Annotated in this window: 23 protein-coding genes; 12 read left to right on the top strand and 11 right to left on the bottom strand. The window is 58.1% G+C overall.

Translation table 11 applies throughout. From position 1 onward, the window contains the following. Positions 1–66 precede the first annotated feature (66 nt). The gene (locus ACFO6X_RS14890; protein WP_382434569.1) at positions 67–873 is read right to left on the bottom strand and encodes a ferritin-like domain-containing protein; all 807 of its coding nucleotides are present in this window, start codon (positions 871–873) and stop codon (positions 67–69) included. A gap of 44 nt (positions 874–917) precedes the next feature. On the opposite strand from ACFO6X_RS14890, the gene ACFO6X_RS14885 reads away from it, so the two are divergent. Further along, entirely contained in the window at positions 918–1,442 is a 525-nt protein-coding gene (locus tag ACFO6X_RS14885; RefSeq protein ID WP_382434567.1) for a gamma carbonic anhydrase family protein, read from the top strand. Between the two features lie 32 nt (positions 1,443–1,474). Beyond that, complete coding sequence (hslO, locus tag ACFO6X_RS14880) at positions 1,475–2,464, top strand: Hsp33 family molecular chaperone HslO (RefSeq protein WP_382434565.1); 990 nt, start codon at positions 1,475–1,477, stop codon at positions 2,462–2,464. Positions 2,465–2,509: 45 nt separating this feature from the next. Here hslO and ACFO6X_RS14875 read toward each other — a convergent pair whose 3' ends face one another. From ACFO6X_RS14875 to ACFO6X_RS14860, 4 genes are read right to left on the bottom strand one after another with little or no spacing between them, the layout of a single operon-like run. After that, complete coding sequence (locus ACFO6X_RS14875; protein WP_382434563.1) at positions 2,510–2,791, bottom strand: septum formation initiator family protein; 282 nt, start codon at positions 2,789–2,791, stop codon at positions 2,510–2,512. A gap of 51 nt (positions 2,792–2,842) precedes the next feature. Then, entirely contained in the window at positions 2,843–4,129 is a 1,287-nt protein-coding gene (eno, locus tag ACFO6X_RS14870; protein ID WP_382434561.1) for a phosphopyruvate hydratase, read from the bottom strand. Positions 4,130–4,172: 43 nt separating this feature from the next. Beyond that, positions 4,173–5,030 (bottom strand): 3-deoxy-8-phosphooctulonate synthase, encoded by an 858-nt coding sequence (gene kdsA / locus ACFO6X_RS14865; protein ID WP_382434559.1) that lies wholly within the window; start codon positions 5,028–5,030, stop codon positions 4,173–4,175. Beyond that, positions 5,027–6,718 carry a CTP synthase gene (locus ACFO6X_RS14860; protein ID WP_382434553.1) on the bottom strand — a complete coding sequence of 564 codons (1,692 nt, stop codon included), beginning with the start codon at positions 6,716–6,718 and terminating at the stop codon, positions 5,027–5,029. The genes kdsA and ACFO6X_RS14860 overlap by 4 nt, the downstream gene beginning before the upstream one ends. A 78-nt stretch (positions 6,719–6,796) precedes the next feature. Here ACFO6X_RS14860 and coaBC point away from each other — a divergent pair, with 78 nt between their 5' ends. From coaBC to ACFO6X_RS14840, 4 genes are read left to right on the top strand one after another with little or no spacing between them, the layout of a single operon-like run. Continuing rightward, positions 6,797–8,026 carry a bifunctional phosphopantothenoylcysteine decarboxylase/phosphopantothenate--cysteine ligase CoaBC gene (gene coaBC / locus ACFO6X_RS14855; RefSeq protein ID WP_382434551.1) on the top strand — a complete coding sequence of 410 codons (1,230 nt, stop codon included), beginning with the start codon at positions 6,797–6,799 and terminating at the stop codon, positions 8,024–8,026. 21 nt (positions 8,027–8,047) lie between these two features. After that, the gene (locus tag ACFO6X_RS14850; RefSeq protein ID WP_382434549.1) at positions 8,048–8,515 is read left to right on the top strand and encodes a hypothetical protein; all 468 of its coding nucleotides are present in this window, start codon (positions 8,048–8,050) and stop codon (positions 8,513–8,515) included. Then, positions 8,512–8,961: a dUTP diphosphatase gene (gene dut / locus ACFO6X_RS14845; RefSeq protein WP_382434547.1), complete on the top strand. Its 450-nt coding sequence runs from the start codon at positions 8,512–8,514 to the stop codon at positions 8,959–8,961. The genes ACFO6X_RS14850 and dut overlap by 4 nt, the downstream gene beginning before the upstream one ends. Positions 8,962–8,991: 30 nt before the next feature. After that, positions 8,992–9,483: an outer membrane lipoprotein gene (locus ACFO6X_RS14840; protein WP_382434545.1), complete on the top strand. Its 492-nt coding sequence runs from the start codon at positions 8,992–8,994 to the stop codon at positions 9,481–9,483. Between the two features lie 33 nt (positions 9,484–9,516). Here the strand turns inward: ACFO6X_RS14840 and ACFO6X_RS14835 are convergent, their stop codons facing one another. Next, positions 9,517–10,041: an FKBP-type peptidyl-prolyl cis-trans isomerase gene (locus tag ACFO6X_RS14835; RefSeq protein ID WP_382434543.1), complete on the bottom strand. Its 525-nt coding sequence runs from the start codon at positions 10,039–10,041 to the stop codon at positions 9,517–9,519. 55 nt (positions 10,042–10,096) lie between these two features. Here ACFO6X_RS14835 and ACFO6X_RS14830 point away from each other — a divergent pair, with 55 nt between their 5' ends. The 3 genes from ACFO6X_RS14830 (at position 10,097) to ACFO6X_RS14820 (ending at position 12,324) form a co-directional block, all read left to right on the top strand. Continuing rightward, positions 10,097–11,236, top strand: coding sequence for a JmjC domain-containing protein (locus ACFO6X_RS14830; protein WP_382434541.1), 1,140 nt, complete (start codon positions 10,097–10,099; stop codon positions 11,234–11,236). A gap of 1 nt (position 11,237) precedes the next feature. Then, positions 11,238–11,741, top strand: coding sequence for a hypothetical protein (locus tag ACFO6X_RS14825; protein ID WP_382434539.1), 504 nt, complete (start codon positions 11,238–11,240; stop codon positions 11,739–11,741). Between the two features lie 229 nt (positions 11,742–11,970). Beyond that, positions 11,971–12,324, top strand: coding sequence for a hypothetical protein (locus ACFO6X_RS14820; RefSeq protein ID WP_382434537.1), 354 nt, complete (start codon positions 11,971–11,973; stop codon positions 12,322–12,324). Between the two features lie 95 nt (positions 12,325–12,419). Here the strand turns inward: ACFO6X_RS14820 and bamC are convergent, their stop codons facing one another. The 4 genes from bamC to ACFO6X_RS14800 all read right to left on the bottom strand — a co-directional run bounded on the left by bamC (position 12,420) and on the right by ACFO6X_RS14800 (position 15,908). Further along, positions 12,420–13,511 (bottom strand): outer membrane protein assembly factor BamC, encoded by a 1,092-nt coding sequence (gene bamC / locus ACFO6X_RS14815; protein ID WP_382434535.1) that lies wholly within the window; start codon positions 13,509–13,511, stop codon positions 12,420–12,422. Between the two features lie 45 nt (positions 13,512–13,556). After that, positions 13,557–14,453 (bottom strand): 4-hydroxy-tetrahydrodipicolinate synthase, encoded by an 897-nt coding sequence (gene dapA, locus ACFO6X_RS14810; protein WP_382434533.1) that lies wholly within the window; start codon positions 14,451–14,453, stop codon positions 13,557–13,559. A 72-nt stretch (positions 14,454–14,525) separates the two neighbouring features. Further along, entirely contained in the window at positions 14,526–14,681 is a 156-nt protein-coding gene (locus ACFO6X_RS14805) for a hypothetical protein (RefSeq protein WP_382434531.1), read from the bottom strand. A 3-nt stretch (positions 14,682–14,684) separates the two neighbouring features. Further along, positions 14,685–15,908, bottom strand: a complete 1,224-nt coding sequence (locus ACFO6X_RS14800) for an MFS transporter (protein WP_382434529.1) — start codon at positions 15,906–15,908, stop codon at positions 14,685–14,687. A gap of 63 nt (positions 15,909–15,971) precedes the next feature. On the opposite strand from ACFO6X_RS14800, the gene ACFO6X_RS14795 reads away from it, so the two are divergent. Genes ACFO6X_RS14795 through ACFO6X_RS14785 form a run of 3 tightly spaced genes read left to right on the top strand, consistent with a single transcriptional unit; the run spans position 15,972 to position 21,931 of the window. After that, the gene (locus tag ACFO6X_RS14795) at positions 15,972–17,954 is read left to right on the top strand and encodes a DNA topoisomerase IV subunit B (protein WP_382434527.1); all 1,983 of its coding nucleotides are present in this window, start codon (positions 15,972–15,974) and stop codon (positions 17,952–17,954) included. A gap of 14 nt (positions 17,955–17,968) precedes the next feature. Continuing rightward, positions 17,969–20,326 (top strand): DNA topoisomerase IV subunit A, encoded by a 2,358-nt coding sequence (gene parC, locus ACFO6X_RS14790; RefSeq protein WP_382434525.1) that lies wholly within the window; start codon positions 17,969–17,971, stop codon positions 20,324–20,326. 30 nt (positions 20,327–20,356) lie between these two features. After that, positions 20,357–21,931 (top strand): methyl-accepting chemotaxis protein, encoded by a 1,575-nt coding sequence (locus ACFO6X_RS14785; RefSeq protein WP_382434523.1) that lies wholly within the window; start codon positions 20,357–20,359, stop codon positions 21,929–21,931. Positions 21,932–21,952: 21 nt separating this feature from the next. Here the strand turns inward: ACFO6X_RS14785 and ACFO6X_RS14780 are convergent, their stop codons facing one another. Further along, positions 21,953–22,408, bottom strand: coding sequence for a RidA family protein (locus ACFO6X_RS14780; protein WP_382434521.1), 456 nt, complete (start codon positions 22,406–22,408; stop codon positions 21,953–21,955). Between the last annotated feature and the right edge of the window lie 50 nt (positions 22,409–22,458).

The raw sequence follows: 22,458 nt of genomic DNA, 5'->3' as shown, positions 1-22,458 counted from the left end.
TAGGTGCTGCTGAGTGCAGCTGTCTGGCTATTTTAGGAAGTATGGAGGCCGTGTCTGGACACAGGGTCAGTCTGTATACAGCAGCCAAGCCAGCTCGGTATCCGTAAAGCCAGCTTGCCGTCGGGCAGTTTCGTTGAATGGTGGCTTGGGTCGGGGGGCTTGGTAGTGCTGCACCAGCGTGGTGTAGTGTGTTTCTGGATTCAGGCCATCGCGCACGCAAAGCCAACGGTACCAGTGGTTGCCGATGGCAACATGGCCAACTTCTTCACGCAGGATGATGTCTAGAACAGCCACAGCTTGCAGTGCATCGGTGGTGCCGGCCTGCCGCAGTTTTTGCTGTATCAGTGGCGTGGCGTCCAGTCCACGGGCCTCTAGTGTGCGTGGCACCAGCGCCATGCGGGCCACGATGTCGTGTTGGGTCTTTTCGCACATCGTCCATAGCCCTTGGTGGGCTGGAAAGTCCCCGTAGTCATGGCCCAGTGTGCGCAACAAGTCCCGGAGCAATTGAAAGTGTTTGGCTTCTTCGGCAGCCACCCGCAACCAGTCTTGGTAAAAGGCCGCTGGCATACCATCAAAGCGCCAAATGGCATCCAGTGCCAAATTGATGGCATTGAACTCGATGTGTGCAATGGCATGCAGCAATATGGCACGGCCCTCAGGGGTGGCTGGCGAACGGCGTTTGACAGCGGTGTGGTGCAGCAGCACGGGGCGCTCTGGCCGACCTGGTAAAGCTTCGGGGTTTGAGGGTGGCACAGGTGCCGTGGTGGCGATGCTGCACTGATCTGCCACAGCATACAAGGCCAGTGCAGCAGTGGCTTTTTCGTCGGGGTGGGCAAGGCACAAAACCTGTAAGGCACGGTGGCGGAGTTCCATCTCTACAATTCTAGGCAATCGCATTCACAGGACGACAAATCCCAATGGCAATTTATGAACTCGATGGCATGGTGCCGCAGGTGGCAGCGTTGGCGTGGGTGGCTGATAGCGCCCAAGTCATCGGCCAAGTGATACTGGGTGAGGAGGCTAGCGTTTGGTTTGGCACGGTGGTGCGTGGTGATACCGATGCCATCACCATTGGTGCGGGCAGCAATATCCAAGATGCTTGCGTGCTACACGCCGATGCGGGGCAGCCTTTGGTGGTGGGCGAGCGCGTGACGGTGGGCCACCAAGTGACGCTGCATGGTTGCACGATTGGTGATGAGTCCTTGATTGGGATTGGCGCTGTGGTGCTCAATGGCGCCCGCATTGGCCGTCATTGCTTGGTGGGCGCAGGCTCTTTGGTCACGGAGGGCAAGGAGTTTCCTGATGGCTCCATGATTATGGGCACTCCGGCCAAAGTGGTGCGCCAACTCACCCCAGAGCAGATAGAAGGCTTGCGCCGCAGCGCAGCCCATTACATTGACAATGCCCGCCGCTTTCGCGGTGGACTACGAAAAATCGGCTGATCGTTCTTTTTTGATTGCAGGAAAATTTTTGCGTGTCTGAACTTCACAAATTCTTGTTTGACGGCCAGCCCGTGCGTGGGGCCATTGTGCGTCTGACCGATGCTTGGGTTGAAATTTTGCAACGCCGCACTGCTAATACGGCCACTGGCCCCTACCCTGTGCCAGTGCGTGAGCTGCTGGGTGAGATGGTGGCGGCAGGGGTATTGATGCAATCGGGTATCAAGTTCAATGGGGCACTGGTACTGCAAATTTTTGGGGATGGCCCCGTCAAGGTAGCAGTAGCCGAAGTGCAATCGGATTTGCAATTGCGCGCCACTGCCACGCTCAAAGGGGCCGTGGCCGATGACGCTGCCCTGAGCCATTTGGTGAATGTGCATGGTGGTGGCCGCTGTGCCATCACCTTAGACCCCAAAGACAGGTTTCCGGGCCAGCAGCCCTACCAAGGGGTAGTGCCACTGGTAGATGCGCAGGGGCGCAAGCTCGACCACTTGGGGGATGTGCTATCGCATTACATGCTGCAATCCGAACAATTGGATGCAACGCTGGTGCTAGCGGCCAATGACAGTGTGGCTGCCGGGCTGTTGGTACAGCGTATGCCGATGAAGGGCGAAGGCAACCTTGCCCAAAGCCACGCCCACAGCGCCGAAGCCGATCAAATGGGCCTGAATGAAGACTACAACCGTATTGCCCATTTGGCGGCCAGCCTGACCCGCGACGAGCTGCTGACGCTGGATGTAGACACCATTTTGCGTCGCCTGTTTTGGGAAGAAAAACTGCTGCGCTTTGAACCTCTGCAAGGCGAGCAAGGCCCGCGCTTTGCCTGCTCTTGCAGCCGTGAGCGCGTGAGCCGCATGTTACAGAGCTTGGGGGTGGCCGAAGCCGAGAGCGTGCTGGCCGAGCAGGGGCAAATTGAAGTGGGCTGTGAATACTGCGGCCAGCAATACCGCTTTGACCCGGTAGATGCGGCACAGATTTTTGCATCACCAGCACAGCAGCCACCTGTGCCTGACAGCGTGCATTAAAAACCTTGCCACCCAGTGGTGCTGGTGCGGGTGGCATGGAAAAAATCAACGCGGGGTGTATTGCACAAAAATCTCGCCCTGCTTGACCATGCCCAGCTCGCTGCGGGCTTTTTCTTCTACCATGTCCAGCCCTTCCCTAAGGTCTTGTACCTCGGACTGTAGGCGTTGGTTTTCTGCCAGCGCCTTGGCATTGGTTTCTTGCTGGAGTGCGATTTTCTGGCGCATCTCCCGCACATAGGGAATGCTGCCCCGCCCTTGCCAAAGCTGGGCGTGCAGCATCGCCAACAAGGTGAGCAAGACCACCGGAACCACAATGCGTGGGGTCATAGCGTTTGCCGTTCAGGTGACGAGTTTGCCAAGGGCAGGTGCATCAGTGGTTTAACGCAGGTTGTAGAACGCGCGACGGCCTGGGTAATAAGCCACTTCGCCCAAGTCTTCTTCGATGCGCAGCAGTTGGTTGTACTTGGCCATGCGGTCGGAACGGCTCAGGCTACCGGTTTTGATTTGACCAGCGTTGGTGCCTACGGCAATGTCGGCAATGGTGCTGTCTTCGGTTTCGCCCGAGCGGTGGCTGATGACGGCGGTGTAACCGGCGCGCTTGGCCATCTCGATGGCGGCGAATGTCTCAGACAGGGTGCCAATTTGGTTGATCTTGATGAGGATCGAGTTGGAGATGCCCTTGTCGATGCCCTCTTGCAAAATCTTGGTGTTGGTCACGAACAAATCATCACCCACCAATTGCACGTTTTTGCCCAAACGCTCTGTGATGTGCTTCCAGCCGTCCCAATCGCCTTCGTGCATCGCGTCTTCGATGCTGATGATGGGGTACTTGTCGCACCAAGTAGCCAGCATGTCCGTCCATTGCTGGGCCGTGAGTTTGAGGCCACCTTCGCCTTCCAGTACGTAGTGGCCGTCTTTGTAGAACTCGCTGGCAGCACAGTCCAAGCCCAAGGCGATTTGTTCGCCAGCGGTGTAACCGGCGGCATCGATGGCTTGCAAAATCAGTTGGATAGCGGCTTCGTGGTTCTCGACGGAAGGTGCAAAACCACCTTCGTCACCCACGGCGGTGCTCATGCCTTTGTCGTGGATGATTTTTTTCAGGGCGTGGAACACTTCAGCGCCCCAGCGAATGGCTTCGCGGAACGTGGGTGCGCCCACTGGAATAATCATGAACTCTTGGATGTCCAGCGAGTTGTTGGCATGTGCGCCGCCGTTGATCACGTTCATCATGGGCACGGGCATTTGCACTGCACCCATGCCGCCAAAGTAGCGGTACAGGGGCAGGCCTGCCTCTTCAGCGGCAGCACGGGCCACAGCCATCGACACAGCCAAAATGGCATTGGCACCCAAACGGCCTTTGTTATCGGTGCCGTCCAAGTCAATCAGGGTTTTGTCTAGGAAGGCTTGTTCAGCCGCGTCCAAGCCCAGAATGGCTTCGGCGATTTCGCTGTTGATGTGTTCTACGGCCTTGAGCACGCCCTTGCCCAAGTAGCGGCCTTTGTCGCCATCGCGCAGTTCAATGGCTTCACGCGAGCCGGTGGAGGCACCCGAAGGTACGGCAGCACGGCCCATCACGCCCGATTCGAGCAGCACGTCACATTCGACGGTGGGGTTGCCACGGCTGTCTAGTACTTCGCGGCCTACGATATCAACGATTGCACTCATGGTATTTTTCCATTTCTAGCTAACAAACAGGGAGGAGGCTACTTCAGGCGCTGAAGTGGTCTTCGAGAAAACCGTTCTTTTTGGTCACGGTGTCTAGCGCCACCAGGGTTTCTAGCAGCGCCTTCATGTGCTTGAGCGGCACAGCATTGGGGCCATCGCTCAGGGCTTGGGCCGGGTTGGGGTGGGTTTCCATAAACAACCCCGCCACGCCCACAGCCACAGCAGCACGGGCCAGCACGGGCACCATCTCGCGCTGGCCGCCGCTGCTGGTGCCTTGGCCCCCGGGCAGTTGCACGCTGTGCGTGGCATCAAACACCACCGGCGCACCGGTTTCGCGCAAAATCGCCAAGCTGCGCATGTCTGAGACCAGATTGTTGTAACCAAAGCTGGCACCGCGCTCACAGGCCATGAAGTTGTCTTCGGGCAAGCCTGCTTCGCGGGCAGCGGCGCGGGCTTTGTCGATGACATTTTTCATGTCGTGTGGAGCCAAAAATTGCCCCTTTTTGATGTTCACCGGCTTGCCCGACTGCGCCACAGCGTGGATAAAGTCGGTTTGGCGGCACAAAAAGGCCGGGGTTTGCAGCACATCAACCACAGCTGCCACATGGGGCACCTCGGCCTCGGTATGCACATCGGTGAGCACCGGCACATTCAGCTCGCGCTTGATTTTGGCCAGAATTTCTAGCCCTTTTTCCATACCGGGGCCACGAAAGCTGGTGCCGGAGGAGCGGTTGGCCTTGTCAAAGCTGCTCTTGAAGATGAATGGAATACCCAAGCTGGCGCAGATTTCCTTCAGTTGCCCGGCCACATCCATCTGCAATTGTTCAGATTCGATCACGCACGGCCCCGCGATCAGAAAGAACCGCTGATCCAGGCCGACATCAAAGCCACACAGCTTCATGCGTTGGCCTCCGTGGTGGTGGCTGGAGCTGCTTGTGCTGGTTTTTGCGCTTGCTGGTGGGCAATGGCTGCCTTGATAAAGGCATTGAACAGCGGATGACCAGCCCACGGTGTTGATTTAAACTCGGGGTGGAACTGCACACCCACATACCACGGGTGGACATTTTGTGGCAGTTCAACGATTTCGGTCAGGTGCTCACGCTGCGTTAGGGCAGAAATCACCAACCCGGCCTTGCGCAGCTTGTCGAGGTAGTTGACGTTGGCTTCGTAGCGGTGACGGTGGCGCTCGGTGACCACATCGCCATAGATGCTGTGCGCCAAGGTGCCGGGAGCCACATCCGAGCTTTGTGCGCCCAGGCGCATGGTGCCGCCCAAGTCGGAACTTGCATTGCGCTTTTGGATGCTGCCATCAGCATCTTTCCACTCGGTGATGAGTGCGATAACCGGGTGCTTGGTTTGGGGGTCAAACTCGGTGCTGTTGGCACCTGCCAAACCGGCCACATGGCGGGCATATTCGATGGTAGCCACTTGCATTCCCAAGCAGATGCCCAGATAGGGCACTTGGTGCTCACGGGCATATTGGGCTGTGCAAATTTTGCCTTCTACACCGCGTTGACCAAAACCACCGGGCACCAAAATGGCATCGTACTGCCCCAAGCTGGCTACGCCCTCAGGGGTGATGGTTTCGGAGTCGATGTGGTCAATTTTGACGCGCACATGGCTTTGCATACCGGCGTGGCGCAGTGCCTCATTGACCGATTTGTAGCTGTCGGACAAATCAACGTATTTGCCCACCATGGCAATCCGGACTTGGCCTTGCGGATGCTCGGTTTCATAGACCAGTGCATCCCAGCGTTTGAGGCTGGTGGGGGGAGTGTGCAGGCGCAAACGGTCGCAAATCAGGCCATCCAAGCCCTGTTCGTGCAACATGCGCGGTACTTTGTAGATGGTGTCTACATCCCACATGCTGATCACGCCCCACTCGGGCACGTTGGTAAACAGCGAGATTTTGGCGCGCTCGTCGGGTGGCACCTTGTGCTCGGCACGGCACAGCAGCGCATCGGGTTGGATACCGATTTTGCGCAACTCTTGCACGGTGTGCTGGGTGGGCTTGGTCTTGAGTTCGCCCGCAGCTGCAATCCAAGGCAAGTAGGTGAGGTGGACAAAAGCGGCGTTGTTGGGGCCGAGCTTGAGGCTCAATTGGCGCACGGCCTCTAAGAAGGGCAGTGATTCAATATCGCCTACCGTGCCACCGATTTCGCAGATGGCTACATCCACTGCATCGGGCGTGCCAATGCCTGCACCGCGTTTGATGTACTCTTGGATCTCGTTGGTCACATGTGGAATGACCTGCACGGTCTTGCCGAGGTAATCACCCCGGCGCTCTTTTTCTAGCACCGACTGGTAAATTTTGCCCGTGGTGAAGTTGTTGGACTTCTTCATGCGCGTTTCGATGAAACGCTCATAGTGGCCCAGGTCGAGGTCGGTTTCGGCGCCGTCGTCGGTCACAAAAACCTCGCCATGCTGGAATGGCGACATGGTGCCCGGATCGACGTTGATGTAAGGGTCGAGCTTGATGAGGGTGACTTTGAGGCCCCGCGATTCGAGAATCGCGGCAAGGGAGGCTGAGGCGATTCCCTTGCCCAGGGAAGACACCACACCGCCGGTGACGAAGACAAATTTGGTCATGTCATTTATAGGGGGTGGGAAATCGGAATTATAGGTGGCCTCCTTTGTGCTGTGGGGTCTCTGCTAAATTGCGCCCCTATGAAAGAGCTTGCTGGTAAACATATTGTGCTGGGCCTCAGTGGGGGCGTGGCTTGTTATAAATCGGCGGACTTGTGTCGCCTGTTGATCAAGGCGGGGGCTACCGTACAGGTGGTGATGACCGAGGCGGCTGCGCAGTTCATCACCCCAGTGACGATGCAGGCGCTGTCCAATCGGCCTGTGTATGGCTCGCAATGGGATGCGCGCGAGGCCAACAACATGCCGCATATCAACCTCAGCCGCGAGGCCGATGCTATTTTGTTGGCACCGTGCAGCGCCGACTTTATCGCTCGGTTGGTACAAGGCCGGGCCGACGAGCTGCTCAGTTTGATGTGTTTGGCCCGCCCGATAGAACGTGTGCCGTTGCTGCTGGCACCGGCCATGAACCGGGAGATGTGGGCGCACCCGGCCACACAACGCAACTTGGCACAAGTGGCCCAAGACGGCGCTGTGGTACTGGGTGTAGGCCACGGCGACCAGGCTTGCGGCGAGACTGGCGATGGCCGGATGCTAGAGCCTGCCGAATTGTTGGAAGAGGTGATTGCCTTTTTTACGCCCAAGCGCCTCGCAGGCCGCAAGGTGTTAATCACTGCAGGCCCGACCTTTGAAGCCATCGATCCGGTGCGCGGCATCACCAACCACTCCAGCGGCAAAATGGGTTTTGCCATTGCCCGTGCTGCACAGGAGGCAGGTGCCCAAGTGACCTTGGTGGCGGGGCCAGTGCATTTGCCTACGCCCAGAGGCGTGCAGCGTATTCATGTGCAATCAGCCCAAGAGATGCTGCACGCTGTGATGCAGCAAGCCCCAGCGGCCAGCGTTTTTATCGCTACTGCTGCTGTGGCCGATTGGCGTCCGGCCCATTCCTCGCAGCAAAAAATCAAAAAAGATGGTTCGGGCGAAGTGCCTGGGCTGTCTTTTGTCGAAAATCCGGATATTCTGGCCACGGTAGCGCAGTCGGAGCGGGCGCAGACTGGCGACTTATTTTGCGTGGGTTTTGCCGCTGAAAGCCATGATTTGCTGCAACACGCTACGGCCAAGCGGGAGCGCAAAGGCGTGCCGTTGCTGGTGGGTAATATTGGCCCAGCCACCTTTGGCCGCGATGACAATGCGTTGTTGTTGGTGGATGCGGCAGGCCACCGCGAACTGCCCCATGCTTCCAAGCGGGAGTTGGCACAGCAGTTGGTTGTGGAGATTGCTCAGCGCCTGCCCTTGGATTCCAAAGCGGTTTAAAGCTATTGCTGGAGGTCACTGATGTCCCTCAACCCTTACCAAAACAACTGGGACACACCACCCAACGGTGACTTTGTGCGCTATTTAGAGCACTTGACCACGGCTGCACCACCACCGACTGCCAGCCCGCAAGCGCCTTCCACAAGCAGCACTGCCTCCTCGGTCAAAGCCTCCAAAGCAACCACCACTACTGCGCAACCCACATTGCCGTTAGCCACCCAATGGGCTGCGGTACTCTCGGCGTTGCACAAGGGGCGTACCGTTCTGCTTTGGTTGACACTGGCCCATTTGGCGGCTTGGCTGTTGCTTGATCATGGCTCGGTGCCTTTGCTGATACTGATGGTTGCCGTCTGGTTTGCTGGGGGACGGGCGCTGGCGGCTTTGTCTGACCAAGCACCTGCCTCTGATATAGCCCGTTCTGGTTTACAGCGACTCCAACAAGAAATCCGTTCTTTGGCGCAACGGCGTCACCATGAAAGAAAAAATTGAAAATTGACGTCAAAATTGTGGATGCACGCATGGCAGAGCAACTGCCCGCTTACGCTACCCCCGGCAGTGCCGGTTTGGATTTGCGTGCCTGTCTGGATGCGCCCCTGACCTTAGAGCCTAATGCTTGGCAATTGGTGCCTACTGGGCTGGCTATTCATTTGTGTGATCCGGGTTATGCCGGGTTGATTTTGCCGCGCTCAGGGCTGGGGCATAAACATGGCATTGTGCTGGGCAATTTGGTCGGTTTGATCGATAGCGATTACCAAGGTCAACTGATGATCAGTGCTTGGAACCGCAGCAGCGTGCCTTTCACCGTGGAGCCAATGGAGCGGTTGGCACAATTGGTGATCGTGCCCGTGGTGCAGGCACAGTTTCAGGTTGTGCAGGAATTTGCTGCCAACAGTGTGCGTGGTGAGGGCGGTTATGGCTCCACCGGCACGGCTTGAACGCCACATTTTTCAGGAGTTTGTTGAACCATGCCAAGTTTTTTGCGCTGTACTACCGGCGCTGTCTCTGTGATTGCCTGTGCTGTCTTGACGGCCTGTGCCACCCAGCAACCTGCACCACAGCCGGTTTATGCCAGCAGCGGTGCCTACCAGAGTCGTCCAGCCGCTGCTCCGCGGGGTACGGAATATGCCCATGTCACGCGAATTGACGTGTTGCAATCACACCAACGGCAGACCTCTGGGGCTGGCGCGGTGGCTGGCGCCGTGATTGGTGGCGTGTTGGGCAACCAGATTGGTCACGGTGGTGGCCGTGCGGTAGCCACTGCCGCAGGGGTGGTGGGCGGTGCCGTGGTAGGCAATGCCATTGAGGAGCGTTCTGGTGGCGGTGGCTATGCCCGCAGCTATCGTATTACCCTGCGCATGGATCGGGGCGGTTCCCGTTCCTACGATGTGCCTTCGCCGGGCGATTTGCGTACCGGCGATCGGGTGCGGGTCTACCAAGGGCAGATTTCCCGCTATTGAGCGCGTTGGGCAGGCCAGTGCCTGCCCACGGTGCTAGTGCAGTAAGGGCTGGTTAGGGGCTGGCGGTTGAATGCGGAAAAAACCAGTTCCGGCGGTGCCGCTGCCGATTTCTTCTTCCGTGGCCTCACGCACGCCACAAACTTTCAGGTGCAGCCGAATGGCGATTCCGGCCAAGGGGTGGTTGCCGTCCAACACCACATGGTCGGGGTACAGCTCGGCCACCGTGTAGATGGCATCGTGTGGCATATCGGGGTTGCAGCCGGGGGGCAGAGCATGGCCTTCAAACACCATGCCTTCTTCTGTTTCTGTGGGAAAGAGGCTGCGTGGCTCTAAAAAGAGCAATTGGTCATTGAAGTCGCCAAACGCTTCTTCTGGTTCGATGTGCAGCGACAGTGTTGCGCCTGTGCTGTACCCTTGCAGGGCTTCTTCGATTCGGGTCAGCAAATCATCGCCCCCCACCAAAAATTCTACGGGTTCCTCCAATACATCCAGCTCTTCGCCAAGGGTGTCGGTCAGGGTCCAGGTGAGTGCGACTACGCATTGTTCGGTGATTTCCATAGGAGAATTGTCGCAGTTTGACCAACAGGCCCTTTGCCGGGCCGGAATTTTTGTCATGGATACCAAGCAACCCCTCGCCTTGTTGGCTGGCCTGACGCCTGCACAGTTCATGCGTCGTCATTGGCAGAAAAAGCCCTTATTGGTACGCCAAGCCATTGCTGGTTTCAAGGCACCGCTGTCACGCCCTGCATTGTTTGCGCTGGCTGCCCAAGAGGGCGTGGAGTCGCGTTTGGTGCAACAGGTCGAAGGTGTTTGGTCGCTGCGGCATGGCCCGCTATCACGGCGGGCTTTGCCACCTTTGCAACGTCCCCACTGGACTTTGTTGGTGCAGGGGGTGGATTTGCACCACGATGCCATTCACGCACTGATGCAGCAATTCCGTTTTGTGCCCGATGCGCGGTTGGATGATTTGATGATCAGCTATGCCACCGATGGTGGTGGCGTAGGGCCGCATTTTGACAGTTATGACGTGTTCTTGCTTCAGGCCCAGGGACGCCGCCGTTGGCGCATTGGCCGCCAGAAAAATCTGACGTTGCGTGACGATGTGCCCATGAAAATTCTGGCCCAGTTTGAGCCAGAGGAAGAATATGTGTTGGAGCCGGGCGACATGCTCTATCTGCCACCCGGTTGGGCACACGATGGCATTGCGGAGGGCGGCGACTGTATGACCTATTCGGTCGGTTTTCGTGTGCCAGAGCGCGTCAATTTGGCGCAAGAGCTGCTGGTGCGTCTGGCCGATGAGGATGAGGGCGAGCAAGATCAACAGCTTTACCGTGATCCGCAACAGGTTGCCGTGGCCGAGGCCGCAGAAATTCCCCCAGCCTTGCATGACTTTGCCCGTCAGGCACTGGAATGGGCTTTACAGCAGCCGCGTGCCCTAGAACGTGCCTTGGGAGAGTACCTCACTGAACCGAAGTCCAATGTTTGGTTTGAACCAGGGCCAGAAGGGGTCATGTTGGAACAGGTAGTGCTGGATCGGCGCACCCGCATGATGTATGACGCCGACCATGTTTTCATCAATGGTGAGAGTTACCGCGCCGCAGGCGAAGATGCGCAACTGATGCGCCAGTTAGCCAATGGCCGTGCGCTCGATGCCCGTGCGCTGGCCCGTGCCAGTGACGATGCGTTAGAACTGTTGTCCTCTTGGTGTGATGCCGGTTGGCTGCATGCCCAGCCTGCAAATTCTGAGCGTTGATATGGTGGACACATCTGCGGATTTTTTGCCTCAGGGCCGTTTTCAGGGGCGTGAGGCATTCCAGCAGTTGGTGCGCGATGCACTGGCCGCCGCAGCTGCCCAAGGCTGGCGCGAGATCATCCTCAGTGATGCCGATTTTCATGATTGGCCCTTGGGTGAGCGGGCGGTGGTGGAGTCTTTGCAGGCATGGGCGGGCAGTGGTCGGCGCATGACCTTGCTGGCCTGTAACTATGACGAACTGGTGCGCCGCCATGCCCGGTTTGTTCAGTGGCGCCGCACTTGGGATCATCTTCTGACGTGCCGTCGCAGTCCTGCGGCTGATCGTCTGGATCTGCCCAGTACGATCTGGTCACCGAGCTGGGTGTTGCAGCGCCTTGATCCAGAGCGTTGTATGGGGGTGACTGGGACAGAGCCCGAGCGCCGGGTCTTGCTGCGCGAGACCTTGAACGAATGGCTGCACAATAAGAGTGCGCCCGGATTTCCTGCAACGACCTTGGGGCTGTAAGGAAAATGGAAGCTACTCTCGCCTCAGACTGTCTGATTGTTGCAACGCCTTGGGTGTGGGGCTATGTGTTAGCGTTAGCCAGTATTGACGGAATCCCAATATAATCGTGGATTGTGATTAAGTAAGCAGGCGCAAAATTTCTTGCGTCCATTTGCCAAAGCGTAGCTGGCTGCGCCAAGCCTGACGTGGTGGCAAACCCGTTTTTGACTGTCCAACTAGGAAACCTGAAATGAACAAGACCCTCGTCATCGCTTCGCTGATTGCTGCTGCCGCTTTGGCTGCCTGCGGCAAAAAAGAAACTCCCGCTCCTGCACCTGCTCCCGCTCCTGTAGAGGCACCCGCTGCTGCTCCTGCAGCCCCTGCCGCCGCTCCTGCTGCTGACGCCGCCGCTGCAGCTCCTGCCGCCGCCGCTCCTGCTGCTGCTGACGCAGCCGCTGCAGCCCCCGCCGCTGCTGACGCAGTCAAGGCAGCTGCTGACGCCGCTGCTGCTGCAGCCCCTGCCGCTGCTGACGCAGCCAAGGCTGCTGCTGATGCAGCTGCTGCCGCCGCTGCTCCTGCTGCTGCACCCGCTGCCGCCAAGTAATCGGCTTTGATCCGGGGGGTGTCCCCGGACAAGTTCAAGCCCCGTGCTAACGCAACGGGGCTTTTTTTATTCCGTCCCGCAGGACGGAGGGGTTGTTACTTCAGTTCGTCTGCCAGCACCCGCACAATGCTGGCGGCGCTGGTCGATGTGTCGGCGGCTCCGCTGGCATTGAGCACCGAGATGGCAGAGGCATCGCCTTCGCTGCGCACCACAATCCGGTATTTTTCTGGGGTGATGGTGGGTGTGCTGTTGAAGAGCTTGCTGAAGAAGCCAGGCTCTTGCTTGTTTGCATTGGCGGGCACATAGCGGACAAAGTACACGCCTTGGCTGCGGTCGCGGTCTTCTACGGTGAAGCCCGTGCGATCCAGTGCCAACCCTACACGACGCCATGCCCTGTCAAAACCTTCGTTCAGTTGCAATACCAAGGTGTTGTTGGCAGTTTCTATGCGTGCTGCTGGGGTGGGCGGCACAGTGGCGGCTGTCACGGCTTGGGCTTGCTCTTTGCTGGCACCGAGTTTGACCATCATGCGGCGCAAAAATTCGGTCTCTAGCTCGGGATCGGTAGGGCGGGGTTGCCAGCGCGTGGCATCTTTGCTGCTGCTGGTATAGACCTCGATCATGCCACGGTGGCTGACATAGATTTCGGTGCCACCGCTGGCGTTGCGTTCTAGCCGGATGCGGAATTTGTCTCGCTCTCCTGTGGAATAGACAGCGTCCAGCACCTTGCCCAGCGTGGAGCGAATGAAATCCTGCGGAATCTTGGCGCGGTTCTCTGCCCAGTCGGTCTCCATGATGCCTACTTTGGCTTGGTCTAAGACCAACACAAAGCCGTTTTCTAGCCAGAACTCCCGCACCGGATCCCAAAGCTGCTCAGCCGGACGGTTGACCACCAGCCAACGTTGGTTGCCTGCCCGTTCAATGCGGACATCCCCCAGATTGTTGATGGCCGTGGTGGAGCCTACAGGCAGTGCAGTTTGGTTGGCTTGCAAGGCGTTGGCCGACACCACACCGCCCGGTGTTGCATAACGGGTATCGCGTGAGAGCTGTTGCAAGTCAGGCGGCACCTCCAGCGTGGCTGCCTTGGTGGCACTCTTGTAGTTGATTTTGTCGCTTTCCAGTGCAGAACATGCAGACAGCGCAATGGTCAGGCCCAGCAGGCCCAGTCGTGCAATAGGGGTTGGTTTCACGGAATCCTCAAAAAGACAGACAGGCACTTGACTGGCACGCGGGGCTTAGAGCAGATGGGCGCTGCGCAGGGCGGCTTCTACCACTGCTTCGTTGCTGGCGCTGAGTGTCGTCATGGGCAGGCGCAACGTGCCACCGCACAGGCCCATGCGTTGCATGGCCCACTTGACGGGGATGGGGTTGGCCTCGACAAACAGGTGCTTGTGTACGGGCATCAGCTGGAATTGGATTTCCATGGCACGGCTGATATTGCCTGCCCGTGCCGCGGCGCACAGCTCGTGCATCAGGCGTGGAGCCACGTTGGCTGTGACACTGATATTGCCGTGACCACCGCACAGCATCAGCGCCACGGCGGTGGGATCGTCTCCTGAGTAAACGCCAAAGCCTTGGGGTACATCACGAATCAGCCATTGTGCTCGTTCGATATTGCCGGTGGCTTCTTTGATACCAATGATACCCGGCACTTGGGCCAGGCGTAGCACGGTGTCGTGCTGCATATCGGCCACCGAGCGGCCGGGCACGTTGTACAAAATAATGGGCAAGTCGCCTGTGGCCTCGGCAATGGCCTTGAAATGTTGGTATTGGCCCTCTTGGGTGGGCTTGTTGTAGTAGGGCACCACTTGCAGTTGGCTGTCGGCACCCACGCTTTTGGCAAAGCGGGCCAGCTCAATGGCCTCGGCCGTGGAGTTGGCACCGCAACCGGCCATGATGGGCACGCGCTTGGCTGCTTGCTCTACCGCCACGCGGATGATTTCGCAGTGCTCTTGCACGTTGACGGTGGGTGACTCGCCCGTGGTGCCAACCACACCAATGCAGTCGGTGCCTTCGGCAATATGCCAGTCGATGAGTTGACGCAGGGTGGGGTAATCGACGCTACCGTCTTCGTGCATGGGGGTGACGAGGGCGACGATGCTGCCGGTGAGGGAGACGCTGGAAGTGGTCATGTCCGCAGTGGTAAACGGGTAAAAGGGCATTCTAACTAGAGGCAGGGCAGGCCGACAGTGGGGCGCGTTGGGTTAGAAGCACGACCAAACCTGATCGGCCAGCAGTACCATAAAGCTGGGCTGGGTATAGAGGGCAAATACAGCCAGCAGCACCAGTATGGCAGCACTGACGGCCAGCCCTCGTTGCCAAGAGGGTTGGGGCCGTGGTGTGATGGAGGATGTGGGCATGGTTCAAGCTCCCTGCATGGCTGGGCGTTGGATGGACTGCTCTTTGATCGGTAAGCTGGCCAAAGCAGCCAACACCCCAAGCACGATAGAAATCATCCAGACGATGTTGTAATTGCCCGTTTGGTCGTACAGGTAACCACCCAACCAGACACCCATGAAGCTGCCCAGTTGGTGGCTAAAGAATACAAACCCTCCCAGCATGGACAAATGCTGCACGCCAAAGATTTGGGCTACCGTGGCATTGGTGGGAGGTACGGTAGACAGCCACAAAGCGCCCATCACCGCCGAGAACAAATACACCGACCAAGGCGACAGTGGCGCCCACAAAAACAACACAATGGCCACCGAACGTGTGAAATAAATAGTAGCCAGAATGTAGCGTTTGGGCAGGCGCTGGCCCAGACTGCCGGTCAGGTAAGAGCCAACCACATTGAACAGGCCAATCAGTGCCAATGCGTGGCTACCCACCTCGGGCGAGAGGCCATGATCGCGCAGGTAGCTGGGCATGTGCACACCAATAAACACCACCTGAAAGCCACAGACAAAATAAGAGGCGGTCAAAAACAAAAAGCTGGGGTAACGCAAAGCCTCGCTCAGGGCTTGGCCAATGCTTTGCCCCCGGTGTGCTGGTGCGCTGCCCTGAAAGCCCGGCTCTCGCAGGCCCAGTGCCAGTGGCATGATAAACAGCACCATGACCCCCAGCGCCAAGAGAGATTGCTGCCAGCCCAAGGTATTGAGCAAGAAGCCTTCTACTGGCACCATCAAAAACTGCCCGAAGGAGCCTGCGGCAGCGGCCACACCCATGGCCCAAGAGCGTTTGTCGGGGGCAATTTGGCGGCCCAGCACGCCATAAATCACGGCATAGGTGGTGCCCGCTTGCGCCGCACCAATCAGCACCCCAGCCGTGAGGGCAAACACCGTGGTGTTGGGTGACCAAGCCATGCCTGCCAGCCCCAGCGCATACAGCAGCGCGCAGCCTGCCAGCACCTTGAAAGCCCCAAAGCGGTCGGCAGCCATGCCCATGAAAACGCCAATCACGCCCCAGGATAAATTCTGTATAGCCATGGCCAGTGCAAAAGATTGGCGTGTCCAGCCCATCTCTTGCGTGATGGGTTGCAGCCATAGGCCAAAGCCGTGGCGTATGCCCATCGATAAGGTCACGATGGCAGCACCACAGGCCAGCACCTGGAACATGGAGAGTTTGTGTGGAGACGGTGGAGAAGACATCGGACAACTGTAATGGCAAGGGCATTATTCTGCTGGAGACGCCACCCCCTAGAATCCGCGCCCATGCCAGCCAAACCTATTTCTACCTCCCTTCCTGAATATTCTGAAAGTTCGATCCGTGTGCTCAAGGGGCTAGAACCTGTCAAGCAGCGCCCCGGCATGTATACCCGCACTGACAACCCGCTGCACATCGTGCAGGAGGTGTTAGACAACGCCGCCGATGAGGCCTTGGCCGGGTATGGAAAAAAAATCAAAGTGAGTCTGCACCTCGACGGCTCGGTCAGCATTGAGGACGATGGCCGGGGCATTCCGTTTGGCCTGCACCCCGAAGAAAATGCCCCTGTGGTGGAGTTGGTGTTTACCCGCCTGCACGCGGGTGGAAAATTTGACAAAGGCCAGGGTGGGGCTTATAGCTTTTCTGGTGGCTTGCATGGTGTGGGTGTGAGCGTGACCAATGCCCTCTCCACCCGGTTGGAAGTGACCAGTCATCGTGAAGGCCAAATGGCGCAGTTGGCTTTTGCTGGGGGCGATGTGGTCGAACCCTTGCAAGTGCGCCCCTTACAGGCCGGAGAGCGCAAGCAGGGCACCACGGTGCGTGTGTGGCCCGATGCCCAATATTTTGAATCCAGCCAGTTGCCCATGGGTGAATTGGTGCATTTGCTGCGCAGCAAAGCCGTGCTGATGCCGGGTGTGACGGTGACGCTCGCCAACGAAAAAAGCCGCGATCACCAAACTTGGCAATACAAAGGCGGCTTGCGTGACTACCTGATGCAAACGTTGGTGGCCGACCCGGTGATCCCGCTGTGGGAGGGCCAAGGTTTTGCCGACAGCAGCCACGACAGCTTTGCCGAAGGCGAAGGCGCAGCATGGGCCGTGGCCTTTACCGACGAAGGCGCACCCGTGCGCGAGAGCTATGTGAACTTGATTCCGACCAGTGCTGGTGGCACGCACGAGTCTGGTTTGCGCGATGGTCTGTTCCAAGCCGTAAAGGGCTTTATTGAACTGCACAGCCTGTTGCCCAAAGGCGTGAAGTTGATGCCCGAAGATGTGTTTGCCCGTGCCAGCTATGTGCTCAGTGCCAAGGTGCTCGACCCCCAGTTCCAAGGCCAAATCAAAGAGCGGCTGAACTCGCGCGATGCGGTGCGTTTGGTGTCGGGCTTTGTGCGCCCGGCGTTAGAGCTGTGGCTGCACGAGCACGTTGAATACGGTAAAAAACTGGCCGAGTTGGCGATCAAAGCGGCGCAAACACGCCAACGTGCCGGGCAAAAGGTAGAAAAGCGCAAAGGCTCCGGCGTGGCTGTGTTGCCGGGCAAGCTCACCGATTGTGAAAGCCGCGACACTGCGTACAACGAGCTGTTTTTGGTAGAGGGCGACTCCGCTGGGGGCAGTGCCAAAATGGGCCGTGACAAAGAAAACCAAGCTGTGCTGCCACTGCGTGGCAAGGTGCTGAACACTTGGGAGGTAGAGCGCGATCGGTTGTTTGCCAACAATGAAATCCACGACATTGCGGTGGCGATTGGCGTGGACCCGCATGGCCCACAAGACGAGCCAGATTTGTCTGGCTTACGTTACGGCAAGATTTGCATTTTGTCGGATGCTGATGTGGATGGATCGCACATCCAAGTGCTGTTGCTGACGCTGTTTTTCCGGCATTTCCCTAAACTGATTGATACCGGCCATGTGTTTGTGGCGCGGCCACCATTGTTTCGGGTGGATGTGCCAGCGCGGGGCAAAAAACCGGCCAGCAAGTTGTATGCGCTGGATGAAGGCGAGTTGACCGCAATTTTGGATAAATGCGCCAAAGAAGGCGTGCCCCGCGATAAATGCACCATCAGCCGCTTTAAGGGCTTGGGAGAGATGAACGCCGACCAGCTCTGGGAAACCACCCTCAACCCCGATACCCGACGTTTGATGCCAGTGCATCTGGGGGCATTGGATTTTGTTACCACTGAAGCTTTGATGAGCAAACTGATGGGCAAGGGCGAGGCCGCCTCGCGCCGTGAGCTGATGGAATTGCACGGCGACAGCGTGGACGTGGATATATAGGCGCAACACACAACATGATTTCTGATCTTCTGACTCCCATTGCCCTGCCCGTTTCCGCCACTGACCACCCTGAAAGCTTAGGCGGTTATGCCCAACGGGCTTATTTGGAATATGCCCTGAGCGTGGTCAAAGGCCGGGCGTTGCCCGATGTTTGCGATGGCTTGAAGCCGGTGCAGCGGCGCATCTTGTACGCAATGGACCGCATGGGCCTGAGCTACTCTGGCCCCACCGGCAACGTAGCTCCCAAACCCGTGAAAAGCGCCCGTGTGGTGGGCGATGTCCTGGGGCGCTTTCACCCGCATGGCGACCAGTCGGCCTACGATGCCTTGGTGCGTATGGCGCAAGACTTTGCCCAGCGTTACCCATTGATTGATGGTCAAGGCAATTTTGGCAGCCGTGATGGCGATGGTGCGGCAGCTATGCGCTACACCGAGGCCCGCTTGTCCAAAATTACCCGCCTGTTGCTCGATGAGATTGACGAGGGCACGGTGGATTTCATTCCCAACTACGATGGCTCCACCGTCGAGCCGCACCAGTTGCCTGCGCGCCTGCCCTTTGCCTTGCTCAATGGGGCCAGTGGCATTGCGGTGGGATTGGCGACAGAAATTCCTAGCCACAATCTGCGTGAAGTGGCCGATGCCTGTGTGGCACTCATCAAGAATCCGCAACTCTCGGCTGACGAGTTGCAAACCCTGATCCCCGGCCCCGACTACCCCGGTGGCGGCCAGATCATCAGCAGTGCCAGTGATATTGCTGATGCGTATCGCACCGGGCGTGGCAGCCTGAAAGTGCGCGCCCGCTGGAAAATAGAGGACTTGGCACGCGGCCAATGGCAATTGGTGGTGACAGAGTTGCCCCCCAGCGTGAGTGCGCAAAAAGTGCTGGAAGAAATTGAAGAGCTGACCAACCCCAAGGTCAAGGCGGGCAAAAAAGCCTTGAGCCAAGAACAAACCCAGCTCAAGGCCAGCATTTTGGCAGTGCTCGACAGCGTGCGCGACGAGTCGAGCAAAGACGCCGCCGTGCGGTTGGTGTTTGAGCCAAAAACTGGCAAAACACCTCAACAAGAATTGATTACGGCGTTGCTGGCGCACACCAGCTTAGAGACTTCAGCACCTATTAATCTGACGATGGTGGGCTTGGATGGCAAGCCAGTGCAAAAATCACTGCGCCGGATGTTGGAAGAATGGATTGCTTTTCGCCAAAGCACTATCACCCGGCGCAGCCAGCACCGGCTGGACAAGGTGCTCGACCGTATCCATATTCTGGAAGGGCGGCACACGGTATTGCTGCACATTGATGAAGTGATTGGCATCATCCGCGAGTCTGATGAGCCCAAAGCTGCTTTGGTGGCCCGTTTTGCCCTGAGTGAGCGCCAAACGGACGACATCCTCGAAATCCGCCTGCGCCAGTTGGCTCGGCTTGAAGCCATCAAAATTGAGCAAGAGCTGCAAGAGCTGCGCGACAGTCAAGGCAAGCTCGAAGACATTCTGGGCAGCCCAGCCACGCTGCGCCGCCTGATGGCGCGTGAGGTGGAGCAAGATGCCAAACAATTTGCTGATGCCCGCCGCACCCTGATACAGGCCGAGAAAAAGGCCGTGGTGGAAGTCAAGGTGGTGGATGAGCCGGTGACGGTCGTGGTGTCAGAAAAAGGGTGGGTGCGTACCCGCAACGGGCATGGTCATGAGGCGGGCAGCTTTGCTTTCAAGGCGGGTGATGGTCTGCATGCCACCTTTGAATGCCGCACGGTGGATACGCTGGTCGTATTTGGTAGCAATGGCCGGGTGTATTCGGTGCCGGTGGCGCAATTGCCCGGTGGACGTGGTGATGGTCAGCCCGTGACCACGCTGATCGAGCTAGAAGCGGGCACACAGATCGCGCATTACTTTGCTGGCCCCGCCCAAGCGCAATTGTTGCTGGCCAGCAGCGGTGGCTATGGTTTCTTGGCCCAAGTGGATAACTTGGTGGCACGCAACAAAGGTGGCAAAGCCTTTATCACCTTGGCCGAGGGTGAAACTGTTTGCGCGCCTTCGCATGTGGCACACAGCAGTGCCAGCCAGCCGTTGACGGCTGCCACCCATGCGGCCTGTGTGTCCAGTGGTGGGCGGATTTTGACGCTGAGCCTCCAAGAGCTTAAGCCTTTGGAGCGGGGCGGGCGTGGCTTGATGCTGATGGCCTTGGAGGGGTCAGATCAACTGGTCGGAGTAGCTGCCTATACACTGAGCGTACGGGTCAATGGCATAGGGCGTGGTGGCCGAGCGCGAGAAGAGGTTTTGGAACTGCGCAGCCTCAATAGCGCCTTGGCACCGCGTGGCCGCAAGGGCAAAGAGGCCAATTTTGGCTTCAAACCCACCAGCGTCACCCGGCACCTGTAAGCACAGAAGATGCAATAAAAAGGGGGCAACATGAACAAAACATCGCAAATTGCACACCAACTCTGGTGGACGGTGGGGGCCGTGGTCATCCTGATGCTGTTGGCGATGGGGTTGATTGGACGCCATGTTATGCAGCAGCAGGCCCAAGACGATGCCATGACGGCAGAGTTGGGGGCACGATTGGACACGGCTACCCGCTGGATGGGACTGACAGAAACCAATGCAGTTCGCACGCAGGCCATCATCACCAGCAGTGAGCCTGTGGTAGAAGAGACGTTCAAAGACACCATTGCAGCTACGTCCGCACAGATCTCCCAATTGCAGAAGTCGCTGGAGGCCATGGATCTGCGCACCGTAGACAGGGAGCAGATGGGCAAGGTGGGCGCTGCGCGCAAGACCATGCTGGATCTGCGGGCCAAAGCACGCCAGCTCAAAGCGCAGGGAGAGCGTGACCAGGCGGTTGCGCTGATTGCACAGTCCTACAACCCCGCTACTGCCGCCTATTTACAGACCCTGAAAGACTTTGTGCAATTGCAACGGGATGCACTGCACACTTGGCAGAAAGATCAATCGCAGGCCCGGCGTCAAACCTTGCAGATGGTGGGGGTGGCGTTGTTGTTGATTATGGGGGCTATGGTGGTGGGGGCGCAGATGCTGATTCGGCATATGCAGCATTCTTTGGCACAGGCGGTGTCGCTGGCAGAGCAGATTGCCCAAGGCGATTTGACTGCGTCAGTGCAGGTGGCGCGCCAAGATGAGTTTGGTGCTTTGTTGCGCTCATTGCAGGCGATGGGTCAGTCTTTAGCGCAGGTGGTGCAGCAGGTGCGCAACAGTGCCAGCAATATTGCGACCGCCAGTGCCGAGATTGCGATGGGCAACCAAGACTTGTCTATGCGTACGGAGCAGACTTCCAGTGATTTGCAAAAGACGGCAGCCTCTATGGAGCAGTTTGCGGGCACGGTAGAGCACAGCGCCAGCAGCGCCCAAGAGGCCAGCCGTTTGGCTGCGGGGGCTTCGGATGTGGCACGCCGGGGTGGAGAGATGGTCGCCCATGTGGTGTCGACGATGGAGGAGATCAACCACAGTAGCCGCAAGATTTCCGACATCATCGGTGTGATTGATGGGATTGCCTTTCAGACCAATATTTTGGCGCTCAATGCTGCGGTGGAGGCGGCACGCGCTGGTGAGCAAGGGCGAGGCTTTGCGGTGGTCGCCAGCGAAGTGCGCAGCTTGGCGGGCCGCAGTGCACAAGCTGCCAAAGAAATCAAGGCGTTGATTGGTGCCTCGGTAGATCGGGTGGAAGCAGGCTCCCGTCTGGTTCAGGATGCGGGCACCACGATGAACGACATCGTGCAGGCGGTGCAGCGCGTCAATGACATGATTGCCCAGATCAGCACTGCAGCCACCCAAGCCAATGCAGGCATTGCCCAAGTGAATCATGCGGTCGGCAGCCTCGATCAAATGACGCAGCAGAATGCCGCATTGGTCGAGGAGAGTGCTGCCGCTGCACAAAGCCTGCGTGAGCAGGCCGACCATTTGGCGCGGGTGCTGTCGGTGTTCAATACCAGCGGGCAGAAATCGCAGGCACCACGATTGGCCGCTTGAGCAGCGGGGGGAGGGCAGGCCTTAAGCCAGTTCGGCAATCAGCTCGATCTCTACGCAGGCGCCCAGCGGAACCTGGGCTACGCCAAAGGCGCTACGGGCATGTACGCCTTTGGCACCGAACACTTCGCCCAGTAGTTCAGAGCAGCCGTTGGTGACCAGGTGCTGTTCGGTAAAGTCGGCGGTAGAGTTGACCAGACTCATGACCTTGACGATGCGGGCAATCTTGTTCAGATCTCCGGTGGCAGCATGCAAAGTGCCAAGCAGATCAATGGCCACAGCACGGGCTGCTAGTTTGCCCTCTTCGGTGCCAATGTTGCGGCCAAATTGGGCGGCCCAGACTTGACCGTCTTTGCGTGCGATATGGCCGCTCAGAAAAAGCATGTTACCGCTTTGCACATAGGGCACATAGGTGGCCGCTGGTGTGGCTGCGGGAGGCAGGGTGATGTTCAGGGCTTGCAGTTTGTCGTAAACGCTCATAAAAATTCCTTACAAAAAAGGGGTTAGAAACAGGTTTACCAGTGTGGCAC

It is taken from the genome of Giesbergeria sinuosa (assembly GCF_042652905.1).
In the GTDB taxonomy this organism is placed as follows: Bacteria; Pseudomonadota; Gammaproteobacteria; order Burkholderiales; family Burkholderiaceae_C; genus Simplicispira; species Simplicispira sinuosa.
This window is presented reverse-complemented; position numbering and strand designations above follow the sequence as displayed.

Coding starts and splice junctions, on each gene's coding strand:
- ACFO6X_RS14890 (WP_382434569.1), bottom strand. CDS start 873: ATGGAACTCCGCCACCGTGCCTTACAGGTTTTGTGCCTTGCCCACCCC.
- ACFO6X_RS14885 (WP_382434567.1), top strand. CDS start 918: ATGGCAATTTATGAACTCGATGGCATGGTGCCGCAGGTGGCAGCGTTG.
- ACFO6X_RS14875 (WP_382434563.1), bottom strand. CDS start 2,791: ATGACCCCACGCATTGTGGTTCCGGTGGTCTTGCTCACCTTGTTGGCG.
- eno (WP_382434561.1), bottom strand. CDS start 4,129: ATGAGTGCAATCGTTGATATCGTAGGCCGCGAAGTACTAGACAGCCGT.
- kdsA (WP_382434559.1), bottom strand. CDS start 5,030: ATGAAGCTGTGTGGCTTTGATGTCGGCCTGGATCAGCGGTTCTTTCTG.
- ACFO6X_RS14860 (WP_382434553.1), bottom strand. CDS start 6,718: ATGACCAAATTTGTCTTCGTCACCGGCGGTGTGGTGTCTTCCCTGGGC.
- coaBC (WP_382434551.1), top strand. CDS start 6,797: ATGAAAGAGCTTGCTGGTAAACATATTGTGCTGGGCCTCAGTGGGGGC.
- ACFO6X_RS14850 (WP_382434549.1), top strand. CDS start 8,048: ATGTCCCTCAACCCTTACCAAAACAACTGGGACACACCACCCAACGGT.
- ACFO6X_RS14840 (WP_382434545.1), top strand. CDS start 8,992: ATGCCAAGTTTTTTGCGCTGTACTACCGGCGCTGTCTCTGTGATTGCC.
- ACFO6X_RS14835 (WP_382434543.1), bottom strand. CDS start 10,041: ATGGAAATCACCGAACAATGCGTAGTCGCACTCACCTGGACCCTGACC.
- ACFO6X_RS14830 (WP_382434541.1), top strand. CDS start 10,097: ATGGATACCAAGCAACCCCTCGCCTTGTTGGCTGGCCTGACGCCTGCA.
- ACFO6X_RS14825 (WP_382434539.1), top strand. CDS start 11,238: ATGGTGGACACATCTGCGGATTTTTTGCCTCAGGGCCGTTTTCAGGGG.
- ACFO6X_RS14820 (WP_382434537.1), top strand. CDS start 11,971: ATGAACAAGACCCTCGTCATCGCTTCGCTGATTGCTGCTGCCGCTTTG.
- dapA (WP_382434533.1), bottom strand. CDS start 14,453: ATGACCACTTCCAGCGTCTCCCTCACCGGCAGCATCGTCGCCCTCGTC.
- ACFO6X_RS14805 (WP_382434531.1), bottom strand. CDS start 14,681: ATGCCCACATCCTCCATCACACCACGGCCCCAACCCTCTTGGCAACGA.
- ACFO6X_RS14800 (WP_382434529.1), bottom strand. CDS start 15,908: ATGTCTTCTCCACCGTCTCCACACAAACTCTCCATGTTCCAGGTGCTG.
- ACFO6X_RS14795 (WP_382434527.1), top strand. CDS start 15,972: ATGCCAGCCAAACCTATTTCTACCTCCCTTCCTGAATATTCTGAAAGT.
- parC (WP_382434525.1), top strand. CDS start 17,969: ATGATTTCTGATCTTCTGACTCCCATTGCCCTGCCCGTTTCCGCCACT.
- ACFO6X_RS14785 (WP_382434523.1), top strand. CDS start 20,357: ATGAACAAAACATCGCAAATTGCACACCAACTCTGGTGGACGGTGGGG.
- ACFO6X_RS14780 (WP_382434521.1), bottom strand. CDS start 22,408: ATGAGCGTTTACGACAAACTGCAAGCCCTGAACATCACCCTGCCTCCC.